At 48.0% G+C, this 15,165-nt stretch carries 12 protein-coding genes, 1 tRNA gene and 2 rRNA genes; 9 read left to right on the forward strand and 6 right to left on the reverse strand.

Annotated features, from left to right (window positions below):
• Window positions 1–195 precede the first annotated feature (195 nt).
• The 5 genes from K0H59_RS00195 to K0H59_RS00215 all read left to right on the forward strand — a co-directional run bounded on the left by K0H59_RS00195 (window position 196) and on the right by K0H59_RS00215 (window position 4,494).
• Window positions 196–3,088: ribosomal RNA gene (locus K0H59_RS00195) — 23S ribosomal RNA — on the forward strand.
• Between the two features lie 130 nt (window positions 3,089–3,218).
• Window positions 3,219–3,334: ribosomal RNA gene (gene rrf / locus K0H59_RS00200) — 5S ribosomal RNA — on the forward strand.
• Between the two features lie 45 nt (window positions 3,335–3,379).
• A tRNA-Asp gene (locus K0H59_RS00205) sits at window positions 3,380–3,456 on the forward strand.
• 306 nt (window positions 3,457–3,762) lie between these two features.
• Entirely contained in the window at window positions 3,763–4,017 is a 255-nt protein-coding gene (locus tag K0H59_RS00210; RefSeq protein WP_220054310.1) for a YkgJ family cysteine cluster protein, read from the forward strand.
• A gap of 21 nt (window positions 4,018–4,038) precedes the next feature.
• Window positions 4,039–4,494 (forward strand): Rrf2 family transcriptional regulator, encoded by a 456-nt coding sequence (locus tag K0H59_RS00215; RefSeq protein ID WP_011620877.1) that lies wholly within the window; start codon window positions 4,039–4,041, stop codon window positions 4,492–4,494.
• Here K0H59_RS00215 and K0H59_RS00220 read toward each other — a convergent pair.
• From K0H59_RS00220 to gpmM, 4 genes are read right to left on the reverse strand one after another with little or no spacing between them, the layout of a single operon-like run.
• Entirely contained in the window at window positions 4,469–5,224 is a 756-nt protein-coding gene (locus K0H59_RS00220; RefSeq protein ID WP_220054311.1) for a divergent polysaccharide deacetylase family protein, read from the reverse strand. The two genes, K0H59_RS00215 and K0H59_RS00220, sit on opposite strands and share 26 nt — an antisense overlap.
• A 12-nt stretch (window positions 5,225–5,236) precedes the next feature.
• Window positions 5,237–6,442: a S41 family peptidase gene (locus K0H59_RS00225; protein WP_220054312.1), complete on the reverse strand. Its 1,206-nt coding sequence runs from the start codon at window positions 6,440–6,442 to the stop codon at window positions 5,237–5,239.
• A gap of 48 nt (window positions 6,443–6,490) precedes the next feature.
• Entirely contained in the window at window positions 6,491–7,624 is a 1,134-nt protein-coding gene (locus tag K0H59_RS00230; protein ID WP_220054313.1) for a murein hydrolase activator EnvC, read from the reverse strand.
• A 10-nt stretch (window positions 7,625–7,634) separates the two neighbouring features.
• Window positions 7,635–9,179, reverse strand: coding sequence for a 2,3-bisphosphoglycerate-independent phosphoglycerate mutase (gpmM, locus tag K0H59_RS00235; protein WP_220054314.1), 1,545 nt, complete (start codon window positions 9,177–9,179; stop codon window positions 7,635–7,637).
• Window positions 9,180–9,444: 265 nt separating this feature from the next.
• Between gpmM and K0H59_RS00240 the strand changes: the two genes are divergently transcribed.
• The 4 genes from K0H59_RS00240 to K0H59_RS00255 all read left to right on the forward strand — a co-directional run bounded on the left by K0H59_RS00240 (window position 9,445) and on the right by K0H59_RS00255 (window position 13,069).
• The gene (locus K0H59_RS00240; RefSeq protein WP_011620881.1) at window positions 9,445–9,879 is read left to right on the forward strand and encodes a rhodanese-like domain-containing protein; all 435 of its coding nucleotides are present in this window, start codon (window positions 9,445–9,447) and stop codon (window positions 9,877–9,879) included.
• A 260-nt stretch (window positions 9,880–10,139) separates the two neighbouring features.
• On the forward strand, window positions 10,140–10,625 hold the full coding sequence (secB, locus tag K0H59_RS00245; RefSeq protein ID WP_011620882.1) for a protein-export chaperone SecB: 486 nt from the start codon (window positions 10,140–10,142) through the stop codon (window positions 10,623–10,625).
• 4 nt (window positions 10,626–10,629) lie between these two features.
• On the forward strand, window positions 10,630–11,646 hold the full coding sequence (gpsA, locus tag K0H59_RS00250; protein ID WP_220054315.1) for an NAD(P)H-dependent glycerol-3-phosphate dehydrogenase: 1,017 nt from the start codon (window positions 10,630–10,632) through the stop codon (window positions 11,644–11,646).
• Window positions 11,647–11,884: 238 nt separating this feature from the next.
• Window positions 11,885–13,069, forward strand: a complete 1,185-nt coding sequence (locus tag K0H59_RS00255) for an NAD(P)/FAD-dependent oxidoreductase (RefSeq protein ID WP_220054316.1) — start codon at window positions 11,885–11,887, stop codon at window positions 13,067–13,069.
• A 362-nt stretch (window positions 13,070–13,431) separates the two neighbouring features.
• On the opposite strand, the gene K0H59_RS00260 is transcribed toward K0H59_RS00255, so the two are convergent.
• The gene (locus K0H59_RS00260) at window positions 13,432–13,941 is read right to left on the reverse strand and encodes a GNAT family N-acetyltransferase (RefSeq protein ID WP_220054317.1); all 510 of its coding nucleotides are present in this window, start codon (window positions 13,939–13,941) and stop codon (window positions 13,432–13,434) included.
• A complete protein-coding gene (locus K0H59_RS00265; protein ID WP_220054318.1) occupies window positions 13,931–15,118 on the reverse strand; it encodes a MerR family transcriptional regulator in 1,188 nt (395 codons plus the stop codon). The genes K0H59_RS00260 and K0H59_RS00265 overlap by 11 nt, the downstream gene beginning before the upstream one ends.
• Between the last annotated feature and the right edge of the window lie 47 nt (window positions 15,119–15,165).

Raw genomic sequence — 15,165 nt, forward strand, 5'->3', positions numbered from 1 at the left:
ATTTGGAAAGCTGATAGTAATTAATGCAATGATGTCTGTCGTTGTGTTAATACGAAAAAATTGAGTTCTTAAAACACTTTTTAAGTGTCTTGAATATTCAAGTCTAAGGCGAGTCCATTTCCTTGGTCGGAAATGAGACAAGTAAAACCAGCTGGTCGCAACGACCTAGGTGAGTGAAACTCATTTGGGTTGTATGGTTAAGCGACTAAGCGTATACGGTGGATGCCTTGGCAGTCAGAGGCGATGAAGGACGTAGTAACTTGCGAAAAGCGTTGGCGAGCTAGTAACAAGCATTTGAGCTAACGATGTCCGAATGGGGGAACCCAGCAGCATAAGCTGTTATCGTAACGTGAATACATAGCGTTGCGAGGCAAACGAGGGGAACTGAAACATCTAAGTACCCTTAGGAAAAGAAATCAACCGAGATTCCCCTAGTAGCGGCGAGCGAACGGGGATTAGCCCTTAAGTCAGAGGGGTGTTAGTGGAATGGTCTGGAAAGTCCAGCGGCACAGGGTGATAGCCCCGTACACGAAAACTAACCTTTGATGAAAACGAGTAAGGCGGGACACGTGATATCCTGTTTGAATATGGGGGGACCATCCTCCAAGGCTAAATACTCCTGACTGACCGATAGTGAACCAGTACCGTGAGGGAAAGGCGAAAAGAACCCCTGTGAGGGGAGTGAAATAGAACCTGAAACCGTATACGTACAAGCAGTGGGAGCGGTTCTTGAGACCGTGACTGCGTACCTTTTGTATAATGGGTCAGCGACTTACGTTTTGTAGCGAGGTTAAGCGAATAGCGGAGCCGTAGGGAAACCGAGTGTTAACTGCGCGTTTAGTTGCAAGGCGTAGACCCGAAACCCGGTGATCTAGCCATGGGCAGGTTGAAGGTTGAGTAACATCAACTGGAGGACCGAACCGACTAATGTTGAAAAATTAGCGGATGACTTGTGGCTGGGGGTGAAAGGCCAATCAAACCGGGAGATATCTGGTTCTCCTCGAAAGCTATTTAGGTAGCGCCTCGGACGAACACCTTTGGGGGTAGAGCACTGTTAAGGCTAGGGGGTCATCCCGACTTACCAACCCTTTGCAAACTCCGAATACCAAAGAGTGCTATCCGGGAGACAGACGGCGGGTGCTAACGTCCGTCGTCAAAAGGGAAACAACCCAGACCGTCAGCTAAGGTCCCAAAGTGTATGTTAAGTGGGAAACGATGTGGGAAGGCTTAGACAGCTAGGATGTTGGCTTAGAAGCAGCCATCATTTAAAGAAAGCGTAATAGCTCACTAGTCGAGTCGGCCTGCGCGGAAGATGTAACGGGGCTAAACATACCACCGAAGCTACGGGTGCAATCCTTTAGGGTTGCGCGGTAGAGGAGCGTTCTGTAAGCCGTTGAAGGTGAAGGGGTAACCCACGCTGGAGGTATCAGAAGTGCGAATGCTGACATGAGTAACGATAAAGGGGGTGAAAAACCCCCTCGCCGAAAGACCAAGGGTTCCTGTCCAACGTTAATCGGGGCAGGGTGAGTCGACCCCTAAGGCGAGGCCGAAAGGCGTAGTCGATGGGAAACAGATTAATATTTCTGTACTTCCGCTAACTGCGATGGAGAGACGGAGAAGGCTAGGCTAGCGCGGCGTTGGTAGTCCGCGTTTAAGGTGGTAGGTGGGTGACTTAGGCAAATCCGGGTCACTATACACTGAGAGCTGATGACGAGTCCCCAAGGGGATGAAGTAGTTGATGCCATGCTTCCAGGAAAATCTTCTAAGCTTCAGGTTAGCGGGAATCGTACCCCAAACCGACACAGGTGGTCGGGTAGAGAATACCAAGGCGCTTGAGAGAACTCGGCTGAAGGAACTAGGCAAAATGGTACCGTAACTTCGGGAGAAGGTACGCTGCTGTTGGTGATGGGACTTGCTCCCTAAGCTGACGGCAGTCGCAGATACCAGGTGGCTGCAACTGTTTATCAAAAACACAGCACTGTGCAAAATCGCAAGATGACGTATACGGTGTGACGCCTGCCCGGTGCCGGAAGGTTAATTGATTGGGTTATCGCAAGAGAAGCTCATGATCGAAGCCCCGGTAAACGGCGGCCGTAACTATAACGGTCCTAAGGTAGCGAAATTCCTTGTCGGGTAAGTTCCGACCTGCACGAATGGCGTAATGATGGCCACGCTGTCTCCAGCCGAGACTCAGTGAAGTTGAAATTGCGGTGAAGATGCCGTATACCCGCGGCTAGACGGAAAGACCCCGTGAACCTTTACTATAGCTTGGCACTGAACATTGACCCTACATGTGTAGGATAGGTGGGAGACTTTGAAGTTGGAACGCTAGTTCTGATGGAGTCGTCCTTGAAATACCACCCTTGTAGTGTTGATGTTCTAACTTGGGCCCCTAATCGGGGTTAAGGACAGTGCCTGGTGGGTAGTTTGACTGGGGCGGTCTCCTCCCAAAGAGTAACGGAGGAGCACGAAGGTTGGCTAAGTACGGTCGGACATCGTACGGTTAGTGCAATGGCATAAGCCAGCTTAACTGCGAGACAGACACGTCGAGCAGGTACGAAAGTAGGTCATAGTGATCCGGTGGTTCTGAATGGAAGGGCCATCGCTCAACGGATAAAAGGTACTCCGGGGATAACAGGCTGATACCGCCCAAGAGTTCATATCGACGGCGGTGTTTGGCACCTCGATGTCGGCTCATCACATCCTGGGGCTGAAGTCGGTCCCAAGGGTATGGCTGTTCGCCATTTAAAGTGGTACGCGAGCTGGGTTCAGAACGTCGTGAGACAGTTCGGTCCCTATCTGCCGTGGGCGTTGGATGATTGAGGGGAGTTGCTCCTAGTACGAGAGGACCGGAGTGAACGAACCGCTGGTGTTCGGGTTGTCATGCCAATGGCATTGCCCGGTAGCTATGTTCGGAATCGATAACCGCTGAAAGCATCTAAGCGGGAAGCGAGCCCCAAGATGAGTCATCCCTTGGACTATAAGTCCACTAAAGAGCCGTTCGAGACTAGGACGTTGATAGGTCAGGTGTGTAAGCGTTGTGAGGCGTTGAGCTAACTGATACTAATGACTCGAGAGGCTTAACCATACAACCCAGATGGGTTTTGCTAAGAGTACTTAGCTTGAATACAAACACTTAAGAAGTGCAACTCAAACCAGCTTTCCGAATTTAATTTACTGCCTGCATGAGATAAGACTGGTAGTAAATAACAAATTTGCTTGGTGACAATAGCATTGTGGTCCCACCTGATCCCATCCCGAACTCAGAAGTGAAACGCAATCGCGCCGATGGTAGTGTGGGGTCTCCCCATGTGAGAGTAGGTCATCGCCAAGCGCCTAATTTGGTCTCTACTTGAAACAAGTAGCGCCAGACAGAGTTGGAGCGGTAGTTCAGTTGGTTAGAATACCGGCCTGTCACGCCGGGGGTCGCGGGTTCGAGTCCCGTCCGCTCCGCCAACACAAAGAGATAAGCCTCATCGAAAGATGAGGCTTTTTTCGTTTATACGCTGGATAAATTTACTCAGACTCATTTTCAGCGGTGTTTTACTCTGCCTCATTTATGTAAGTTATTCTGAAACCACTCTTTTTATTAAAAGGGTTTAGCTGTTTTCTTTATGATAGACTGCTAGTTTTTACGGCTGGACAGGTCAGTTTTTCATTTGTGGGTGAGGTGGTTGTGCGCCACTTGGCAGTATTGAACTGTGTTTCTGCCCTCAGATAAATTAAACGGTATAATGTTTACCAATTTTTACGAGTAATAAAATGAATTGTCGTCTAGGTTGCGGTGCTTGCTGTATTGCACCTTCAATCAGCAGTGGGATCCCTGGTATGCCAAATGGTAAGGCGACTGGAGAGCGCTGTGTGCAGCTCAGTGATGACAATTTATGTTTGATTTTCGGCTCGCCTGATCGTCCTGCGGTTTGTAGTGATTTTGAAGCGTCTTTAGATGTCTGTGGGGATTCAAACGAAGAGGCGCTCTGGTTGATCACAAACCTTGAATCTCAAACATCTCAATAGTTTATTGCTGACAGGTGAATTATGCAGTTAACACGCTATACCGACTTTGGTGTTCGCACGCTGATGTATCTGGCGGTTCAGCCCGATAGAACAACCCTTTTTAGGATCGCGGAGATTACCGAGGTCTTTGATTTGTCGCCAAATCATGTCTCGAAGATTGTGCACCACTTAGGCAAGTTGGGTTATCTGGAAACCATACGTGGCAAAATGGGCGGATTTCGTTTAGGTAAACCAGCGAGCGAAATTAACCTTGGGCAACTGATCCGTGCGTTAGAGAACTCTCTGGCACCGATTGATTGCAGCAAACCTTACTGTCGTTTCACTCCAGCCTGTCAGTTGAAGGGCGTGTTAGCCCAAGCCGTTGAGGCGTATTTAAACGTGCTCGATCAATACAGCCTGCAGGACATTGTTAGCAATCGAAATGAGCTGCTGGCACTGCTGCCAGATATGACTATTTCTGTCTTACAGTTGGATTAGCGCCTTTCTCATGGGCTAGTTCGATGGGCAACAAGTTTGATGTCGGCACTAGCTCAATCCCTTCCGCCTTTAGGCGCGCTAAGTTCGTTTTTAAGAAGTGAATTGTTTCGGGGTAAGGATGGGCGATAGCCACTAGACTGCCTTGCGTGTGAGCCTGACTTATCATCAGATTAAATTGTTTTTCCAGCGCTGCGGCACTGACGTCATTATCGAGAAAGAGTTGGCGTCGTAGCAGTGGCACGCCGAGCGAATCTGCCTTATCTCCTGCCTTAGTAAACTTGGTTGTCATGCTATCGACAAAGTAGAGCTGCTTCTGCTTTAGCGTTTCCATCACCCACATCATAGGAGCATCGAGCTGCGTTAGCAGGCTTCCCATATGATTGTTGGCGCCTTTAGCAAAGGGCACACTGGCGATGGCTGCAAGTACACTGCTACGTATCTGTGCTTCGCTCATATTATTCGTTAAACCACCAACACCTAAGGCTTTACCATTGAGAGCCTGCATGGGTAAGTGCAGCATAATCTCATGGCCTTTGGCATGCGCGGCTTTAGCTAATTTATTGCTGAGCGGCGTGTGTGGCAGCACCGACAAGGTGACGGTGCTGGGGAGTGAAAGCACGGCTTCGTCGGTGTGGCGGTAGCCAATATCATCGATGATCAGGGCGATTTGAGCCGCATTGCTTGGCGCAATGCACAGGGCCCAAAGGGTCAATATGTAAAATAGACGCACTATTTCTTCTTATTAGTCATGATGTCGCATCCAAGCGATAGCAGAGGTCACTAGGCTGTCTTGGCTGACATCGGTTCGTGCTGAGATGGCGTCGATTATAGCCATATTCTTTTGATTGGAGCCAGTTTCGCTCGCAACTTTAATGTCGGGTACTATGCCGATATTGTGAATGTTTTCCCCTCTAGGCGTGTTGTACTGGGCGATGGTGAGCTTGATGGCATTACCGTCGTTCAGTATGGGGATTAGGCTTTGCACTGTGCCTTTGCCGAAGCTGGTTTCACCGAGCAGTTTGGCGCGGCCATTTTCCTGTAGCGCTGCGGCGAGCACTTCGGAGGCGGAGGCCGAGCCTTTATTGATCAGCACTAACATAGGCACGTTGGTCAGCATGGTTTGCGGTGAGGCGTAATAGTCGGAATTGGCATCGAAGAAGCGGCCAGAGGTCGAGACGATTCGGCCCTTCGCTAAAAAGAGGTCAGCAATTTTTATTGCCTGATCCAGTAAGCCGCCGGGATTATTGCGTAAATCTAATATCAAGCCCGTAAGATGCGCGTTTTGCCACTGGCTTAAACTGCGCACCATATCCTCGGTGGAGTTCTCTTGAAAGCTACTGAGCCTAATGTAGCCGATATTGCCATCCAGCAATTTGCTAGTGACAGATTGAATGGTGATAGTGCTAGGTTTGAGTGATACCTCGAACTGAGCGTCATCATTATGATGCTTCAGGGTGAGGTGAATACTCTGATTACTCAGACTATGTTGTTTGATTTGATTGAGGATATCCGCGAGATTGGTTTCGGTCGTTGGTGTGTTATTCAGCTTGATAATGATATCGCCCGCTTGGATACCGGCTTGTTCGGCGGGGGAATTAGCAAAGGGCGCGATAATGCTGATATGGTCTTTGTCGCTGGCGACCTCAAAGCCAAAGCCGAAGTATTCGCCCCGATTGGAGTCTTTTAAGTCGAGTAACTCTTGGTGATTTAAAAAGCTGGAATAGGGATCTAAATGCTCAAAAATCCCTTTAATGGCGGCTTGCACCAGCTCATCTTTGGAAACTGTTTTAACGTAATAGGTTTCGACCGTTTCTAGTACATCCTGCAATAGCGGGTAGTCGAAGTCACTCTGATATGACTTGGCATTCTCTTGGCTGGAGAGGCTAATGGACAGGCCTAGGCTTAGGCCGAGTCCAAGGCAGACGATATTGCGGATTAGTTGTTTCATAGCCGTCCCCTGTGATGATGGGGACGGCCACCTTAGCAACAGTACTGATTAACGACAGTACTTGGCTGGATCGACCGCTTGCCCCTTATACCTTATTTCAAAGTATAGGCCAGGCTCAGTCTGTCCACCCGAACGTCCGACTAAAGCAATAGCGTCACCGCTTTTGACCATGTCCCCAGGGCTTTTTAACAGGGCCTGCGCATGGCCGTAGAGGCTCATATAACCTTTACCGTGGTCTATCACCATCACCATACCAAAGCCTTTTAGCCAGTCTGCATAGATGACCTTACCGCCAGAAACCGCGCGAATATTTTGCCCTTCGGGTGCTGAGAGCATAGTGCCTTTCCACACCACTTGGCCGGATCTCGGGCTGCCAAAGCTGGCACTGACGCGGCCTTTGGTCGGCCACTTGAGTTTGCCGCCTTGTTTATCGAAGCCTTCCATTGAGGGGTTATCACGCATCGCCTTAAGCGCTTGCTCAACCACTCGTTTTAAGCTGGCCTCTTCAATTTGCAGCTGTTCGAGTTCGGCACCCTTGGTATTCAGGGTGCGCTGTAATTCTTTTAGGGTGAGCTGGCGTTGATCTTGTTCTTGGTTCAAGCGCTTAGATTGCACTTGTTGCTCGGCCATCAGCTTAGTTAATTGTTTTTGCTTGCTGGTTTGCGAGACTTTAATTTCATCTAGTTCGGTGATGGTTTTTTTTAACTCGTTAATCGAGTTCATGCGTGCCTTGTTGAGGTATTGGTAATAGGCCAACATCCGCTCAATCGTGGCGGGACTCTGCTGATTCAGCATCATCTTAGTGTAATCGTGGTTACCGGCAAGATAGGCGCTCGAGAGTTGTTTTGAGAGCGTTTTTTGCTGGCTGACCTTAAGGGTTTCTAACTCTTCTTGGCGTTGTTTGAGTTCGGCGAGCTTAGTATCAATCTGCGCCAAACTGTTCTTGGTGCTATTGACCTTTTTGGCTGCCGCCGCAATCGCTTCTTCATCGCTACGCAGCAGAGCGAGTAACTTTTCCCGCTGTTTACTGGTGTTTTTGAGCGCGCTTTGTTGTTGGTTGATTTGCGCTTGGATGGATTTCAACTCGGACTGACGCTTCTCCAAATCAGAAGCGTAGACCGAGAAAGATAACATCATAAAGCCAGCAATAATGCTGGCTTTAACGGGGAGTCGAGTGCTCACTAGGTAACAACTACTCTTTTACGTGGATTAAGGGCTTACCCGTCATCTCTGCAGGAATGGTTTCACCCATCAGGTGCAGAATCGTTGGGGCGACATCGCTCAGTTTACCACCTTCATCTATGGTGGCGTCACGGCCAACAAACACAAAGGGGACGAGTTCACTGGTATGCGCCGTATGGGCTTGGCCAGTGGTCTCGTCGGTCATCTGCTCGGCGTTGCCGTGGTCGGCGGTAATAATACATTCGCCACCCACTTTCGCCAGCGCATCGACTACACGGCCGATACAGGCATCGACAGCTTCGCAGGCTTTAACCGCCGCATCGAAGTTGCCAGTATGACCCACCATATCACCGTTCGGGTAGTTACAGATAATCACATCGTATTTGGCGGATTCAATCGCCGCGACTAACTTATCCGTCAGCTCGGTTGAGCTCATCTCGGGTTGTAAGTCGTAAGTTGCCACTTTAGGTGAGTTGATCAGGATACGATCTTCACCGTTAAATGGCTCTTCCTTACCGCCGTTGAAGAAGAAGGTCACGTGGGCGTATTTTTCAGTTTCGGAGATACGTAACTGAGTACGGCCATGATTTTGCAGCACTTCACCTAAGGTATTCACAAGGTTTTCAGAAGGATAAGCGATAGGTGCTTTGATATCGGCTGCGTATTCGGTCAGCGTTACAAAGTTAACCTTTGGCGTCACTGCACGTTCAAAACCGTCGAAATCGGCATTGATAAAGCTGCGGGTGATTTGACGAGCACGGTCGGCGCGGAAGTTCATGAAAATCAGCGCATCGCCATCGTGCAAGCTGGCAACCTTGCCTTCGCTATCGGTAATGGCAGAAGACGACACAAACTCATCGTTTTCGTTACGCTCGTAAGCGGCTTCTAACGCGGTCACGGCGTTATCGTATTGGAACTTCGCCTTGCCTTGAGTGATCAGCTCGTAAGCCTGTGACACGCGGTCCCAACGGTTATCGCGGTCCATGGCAAAGTAACGGCCAATAATCGAGGCGATACGGCCATGACCTAATGTAGTAAACAGATCATCAAAGTGGCTTAGGCTGCCTTTGGCGCTACGAGGTGGGGTATCGCGACCATCTAAGAAGGCATGTAAGTACACTTTAGTGGCACCGCGCGCTACCGCCATACGGCACATGGCTTCGATATGCTCTTCATGGCTGTGTACGCCACCGGGAGAGAGCAGACCCATAATGTGCACTGCACCACCGGCTTTGACTGCCGCATCGACGGCATCACAAAGGGCTGGATTTTGTTCAAACTCATGATCTGCAATGGCTTTGCTGATACGAGTCAGCTCTTGGTAAACGATTCGGCCAGAACCTAAGTTGATATGGCCTACTTCAGAGTTCCCCATCTGCCCATCGGGCAAGCCTACATCTAAGCCTGAACCTGAAATTAAACCGTGGGCATATTGGGCGTTGAGACGGTCGAGTACTGGAGTGTTGGCGTGGTAAATCGCATTCATATGCGTATTTTCACGGTAACCCCAGCCATCGAGGATCAACAACGCGATTGGACGTTTAGTTGTCGTCATGGTGATACCTTTAAAGTTTAAGGAAGCTAAAGAAATCTGAAATTGGTTAAATATTACTACGTAAGCGGGGTACGAAAAAGCGCTTTACCTAGATTAAGGTCATCGAATCGCTATTTGAGCCGATTCTGTGAGCGCCAAGAGAAGCGAGATGGCGCAAGGGCTGAGCTGTGTTCTAGAACTGTGACTAAACTGCTGCAATCTGCCAAGGCAATGGGTATACTCTGTGCCCTTATCGAATTTTTCGCCATTTATACGGGCTGTAACCATGCAAGAATATATCGAATTTTTTAAGGCTCACACTATGCTAAGTCTGGCTTGGGTGGGTTTGTTTGTAATGCTTGTGGTCAGTGTGATCAAATCGAGCTTCTCTAAAATCAAAAATGTCACTCATCAAGAACTCACCACTATGGTGAACAGACAAGACGCTAAAGTCGTGGATGTGCGTTCAAATGACGAGTTCCGTAAGGGCCATATTGTTGATGCAGTTAACGTTACGCTTGCGGATATCAAAAATAATCAGGTTTCAGCCCTTGAAAAGTTCAAAGGCAGTCCCATTATACTGGTATGCAATGCTGGCATGACCTCGTCTCAAGCGGCTCAGCTTTTAAGTAAACAAGGTTTTGAAAACCTGTATAACTTGAAAGGTGGTATGGGTGAATGGCAGGCAGCGAATATGCCTGTTTCAAAAAGCAAAAGATAAGTTGTCGGCGGCAGTTATGCGCTGTGCTGCATAGTTAATTGATTGTGCAGCAGTTGCGTCATCATTGTTTGGCATACTAATCCTGTGGTCACTAAGGGCTTAAATTAAGTATTTAGATTGACTTCAAAAGTACCCCGTTAAGGGAACGTTGGGACGGTACTGAGATCTCATTCAGGCATCAAAGCATAAGCCCAGCTAAATAGACAAAAAAGCCAACCAGATAAGTGTTGGCATAACATTGATAGGATAGGTAGGAAATTATGGCTGAAGTAGCAAACAACGAACAACAAGCCCCACAATTCAACATCCAACGTGTTTACACTAAAGATGTTTCTTTCGAAACACCTAACAGCCCAGCTGTATTCCAAAAAGAATGGAATCCAGAAGTTAAGTTAGATTTAGACACTCGCAGCGCTAAATTAGCCGACGACGTATACGAAGTGGTTCTGTCTTTGACTGTGACTGCACAAAACGCTGGCGAAACTGCATTCCTGTGTGAAGTACAACAAGCGGGTATCTTCTCAATCGCAGGTCTGACTGAGCCACAACTGGCTCACTCATTAGGTGCATACTGCCCTAACATCCTATTCCCATATGCGCGTGAAGCTGTAGGTAGCTTAGTGGGTCGTGGTACTTTCCCACAACTGAACTTAGCACCAGTAAACTTCGACGCTCTGTTTGCACAATACGTGCAACAACGTCAAGCCGCAGCAGCTGCACCAGCAGCCGAAGAAGCTAACGCTTAATTACATGAAAAACTCTGCCGATATCACGGTGTTAGGGGCGGGCTCTTATGGCACCGCCCTTGCCATCTCTTTAGCCAGCAATGGTCATAAGACCTTGTTGTGGGGGCACGATCCTGCCCATATGCAAACGCTCGCTCAGGACAAATGCAACCAAGCTTTCTTGCCTGGTATTGCCTTCCCCGAGTGTTTACATATCGAAGCCGACTTAGCCAAAGCCTTAGCGGCCAGCAATAATGTGCTGGTTGTGGTACCTAGCCATGTGTTTGGCTCGGTACTGGCCCAAGCAAAACCTTTGTTACGCCAAGATGCTCGCATCGTATGGGCGACCAAAGGACTCGAGCCTGAAACCGGACGTTTGCTACAAGATGTGGCCCGTGATGTGTTAGGCGAGCAATATCCGCTGGCGGTATTGTCAGGACCGACGTTCGCGAAGGAATTAGCTATGGGGTTACCTACGGCGATTTCGGTTGCGGGTACCTGTCCGAAATTTACCGCTGAGCTAGTGGAATTGCTGCACAGCCCTAAACGCTTACGTGTTTATGCTAATGACGACTTTATCGGCCTGCAATTAGGCGGCGCGGTGAAGAACGTTATCGCGATTGGCGCGGGGATGTCCGACGGTATTGGCTTTGGTGCCAATGCCAGAACGGCGTTAATTACCCGCGGTTTAGTCGAGTTAACCCGCTTAGGCGAAGCCTTAGGCGCCAGTACTGCCACCTTTATGGGTATGGCTGGATTAGGCGACCTAGTGTTAACTTGTACCGACAACCAATCCCGTAATCGCCGCTTTGGTTTAGCCTTAGGTAAAGGCTGCGATGTGGATACCGCCCAGGCCGAAATCGGCCAAGTGGTTGAAGGTTATCGCAATACTAAAGAAGTGTTTACCCTAGCGAAGCGCATGGGCGTCGAAATGCCGATCACCGAGCAAATCTACCAAGTGTTATACCAAGGCAAAGCGCCCTTGGATGCCGCCAAAGACCTGCTCAGCAGAGAAAAGAAATCAGAAACGCCAGCGCAATAAAGCACGAGCCGTGATGATGCTGAATAAAATAAAGGGTGCTAAAATAGCGCCCTTTTTTATGTCCGATCGCTATCGCCTTAATGTACTGGCAGCAGTCTGTATTGGCTGTATCCATTAAGGCTGGATGCTGAACGCGGAATATCTACCCCAATATCAAAGACCAATACCGTAACCAAGTCTTTGAACTATTTGGGATGATGGGCAATAGCCAAATTAATTTATCGACTGGAGTATAAGTGTGAAACATCATGATGTAATTATTATCGGAGCCGGCGCCGCAGGATTAATGTGTGCTGCAACAGCGGGTTACCGAGGTCGTGATGTACTAGTACTCGATAATGCTAAGCAGGCTGGGCGTAAAATCCTTATCAGCGGTGGCGGCCGTTGTAATTTTACCAACCTGAAAGTCGAACCCGCCAACTTTATCTGTGCTAACCCACACTTTGTCAAATCCGCATTGGCGCGTTATCCGTCGCAGCAGTTTATCGAACTGGTTGAGCGCCACGGCATTGAATACCACGAGCGCGATCATGGCCAGCTGTTCTGTAATGACTCGGCCAAAGAGATAGTCACTATGCTGCTGACCGAATGTGAGTGGGCGGGTGTGAGCATTAAACTTCGCACCGATATTCTGGCGGTGAGCAAAACCGAGGCTGGCCGCTTTGAGCTAAACACCTCAAATGGCGAGTTAAGTTGTGACTCCTTAGTGATCGCCACTGGTGGTTTATCAATGCCAAAACTCGGCGCCACGCCCTACGGCTATCAATTGGCCGAGCAGTTTGGCCTTAAGGTGTTGCCAACCCACGCGGGTCTGGTGCCTTTTACTTGGCACAGCGAAGATAAAATTCGCTTCGAACCGCTATCGGGCATTGCCGTACCGAGCCGCATTACCGCCAAAGATGGCACCGCCTTTAGCGAAGCCTTACTCTTTACCCACAGAGGCTTATCTGGCCCCGCCATTTTGCAGATTTCCAACTATTGGAAAGCGGGCGAAACCATAGAAATCAATCTATTACCCAATATGGATGCCGCACAGGCCTTAGATCAACAACTGACCGCACATCCTAAACAGAGTCTGCGTAATACCTTAAGCCAGTGGTTACCTAAGCGGCTGGTGGAAGTGTTATTTGATGAGGCTTTACTCAACAAAGCCTTAAATCAGCTTGTTCATGCAGAGCGCGCCAAATTAGTCGACGATCTGCACCGCTGGACAGTCTTAATGAATGGCACCGAAGGCTATCGCACCGCCGAAGTGACGCTTGGTGGCGTGGATACCCATGAACTGTCCTCCAAAACCATGGAAGCCATTAAAGTCCCCGGCCTGTTTTTTATCGGCGAAGTGATGGATGTTAGCGGTTGGCTAGGTGGGTTTAACTTCCAATGGGCTTGGGCATCTGGCGTGGCCGCAGGTCGAGTGGTTTAATCCCTAGCTTGCAAGACTGATGAGTTTAAAGCCCTGACGGTTTGAACTCATCAAAGCCAATCTTCTGGTTAACTCCAAAGCTTGATAACGTTGTCGTTAGGCGTGCAGGGTGATGTGTCATTGTTACCTCAGTCACATACCACCCTATATTTTAATAAGAACTGCCCCAGAGGGCCCTACTAAAATAGAAGTTCAGTGATGCTTGAAGGCTCCCGGAACTATGCAGAAAAGGGCATCTTCATATCCACACTTATAAGATGTGCTGTTATGCATAGCTATTTAAAGTCACATTTCAGCAATAGATAAAAAATGAGTTAGAGAATTGACGCTAACTCATTGGTTTCATAATTTCTCTTTACTTTTTAGTTGTCAAAAAATGCAGAGTGATAGCTAACTTCTCCCGTCGGAGTATCGTCGGCAAGTGATAAAGCTAGGAAATATTCTGAAGGAATATTTGGAAGTGTCAGTTTTGGCTGTGACTCAAAGCCAAATCGGCCATAGTATTTTGGTTCGCCAAGTAATACGACCCCTTCAATCCCTTGTGCTTTAAGTTGTGATAACCCTTCACGAATAAGTGCCCCACCGATACCTTCACCTTGACGTTCTGGCACTACTGAAACAGGGCCTAAGCCACACCAAGCAGACTCTTCGCCATTTATCAGAATCGGAGAAAAGGCAATATGACCAACGATGCCTGTTTGATCTTCACAAACTAGAGATAACGACAATACTTTTGCATCACGTAGTCTATTGACGATCAAGTGTTCTGTTGGTTTAGCTCCCGGTTCGTGGTGCGGATGGTTCTCAAACGCTCGATAGATAAGATGTTCAATTTCTGAAAGGTCGGAATGATTTTCAGCTCTAATTTTCATGTTTTAACCTTTGTTTCTTTAATATAAATACTTGGTAACCATATTGACCTAAGTATTGCTCGTGTATCCTGAGTTCTTTGCGTAAGTCATTGAGTGAATTCGAAGTAAAATCCTTGTCATCGAGCTGAGTGATCTTTTGCTTCAATGGTTCCAGATAGTTACGCCACGACTGTTCACTCTGTGTAAAGTTTTCGATAACCTCATAGCCCGCTTTTATCATCTCTTTGATTCGATATTCGCTAGTTGCCATGTCGGGATAGTTTTGTTGCCAAAACTCTATGGCTTCGACATCTGGGTTATTGGTCAACCAAATCAAGTCACTAATCACTAAATAACCATCATGCTTAAGAAATGGTTTCCAACTTTTGAGCGCCTGCTTGATGCCCATAATATAGGCACTGCCTTCTGACCAGATCAGGTCAAATTGCCCCTGTTCAAAAGGTAGCGCCGTCATGCTGGCACAAATCGATGTTATTCGATGTTCAAGCGCATTTTCTTTAGTCTTCTCTTTAAGGCAGCTTAAGCTGTACTCATCGTTATCGAGTGCCGTTAAATTGAAGGCAGAATTTTTTGCTAGAAAGAGGGTTGTGACTCCTTTTCCACAGCCAATTTCTAGCGCATCCCCTGACTTAATAGGTAAAGAGTGTAATGCTTTGAGGGAGTCACTTTCATCACTAGGCCCCAGCCGATCTAAACCTTGAAAAATCGCTTCAAAGTCAGCCATATATTGATCATGTTCATTCATATCTTTGGACAACCATTTGAGTCTCAGTGCCTGCTTTTCACTAAAACCCTGTTTTAACAACCATTCTAGGTGTGCTGACGGAGCTTCTTTTTCCATTGACTGGTGCCACTCCTTCATCGAGTTCATGCCAAGCATTGAGGAAAGCAGCTCTCTTGCCTTTTGTTTTTGGGCGATTTCTTCATCCAATACATTCAGCCTATGAAGTAGCAATTCTCTGTCAATTTGAGCCTCCAAACATGCTTGGCATTCTTTTAAGGTTAATCCTCCTGCCTGTAGTTGTTGTAACAGTTTGACTTGTTGGACATCTTTATCTGAGTAGCGGCGATACCCATTGCTTTGCCGTTTGGCAGAAATTAGTCTGAGTTTTTCGTAATAGAGCAGAGTGGAACGGCTCAATCCAACTTTTTGCGCTAGTTCAGAAATACGGTACATGGGGTTCCTCTCATTTATGAGCGAACTATAAACTGTGAAGTTTTAGA

This window comes from Shewanella sp. FJAT-51649, from assembly GCF_019457435.1.
GTDB classification, from domain to species: Bacteria; Pseudomonadota; Gammaproteobacteria; order Enterobacterales; family Shewanellaceae; genus Shewanella; species Shewanella mangrovisoli.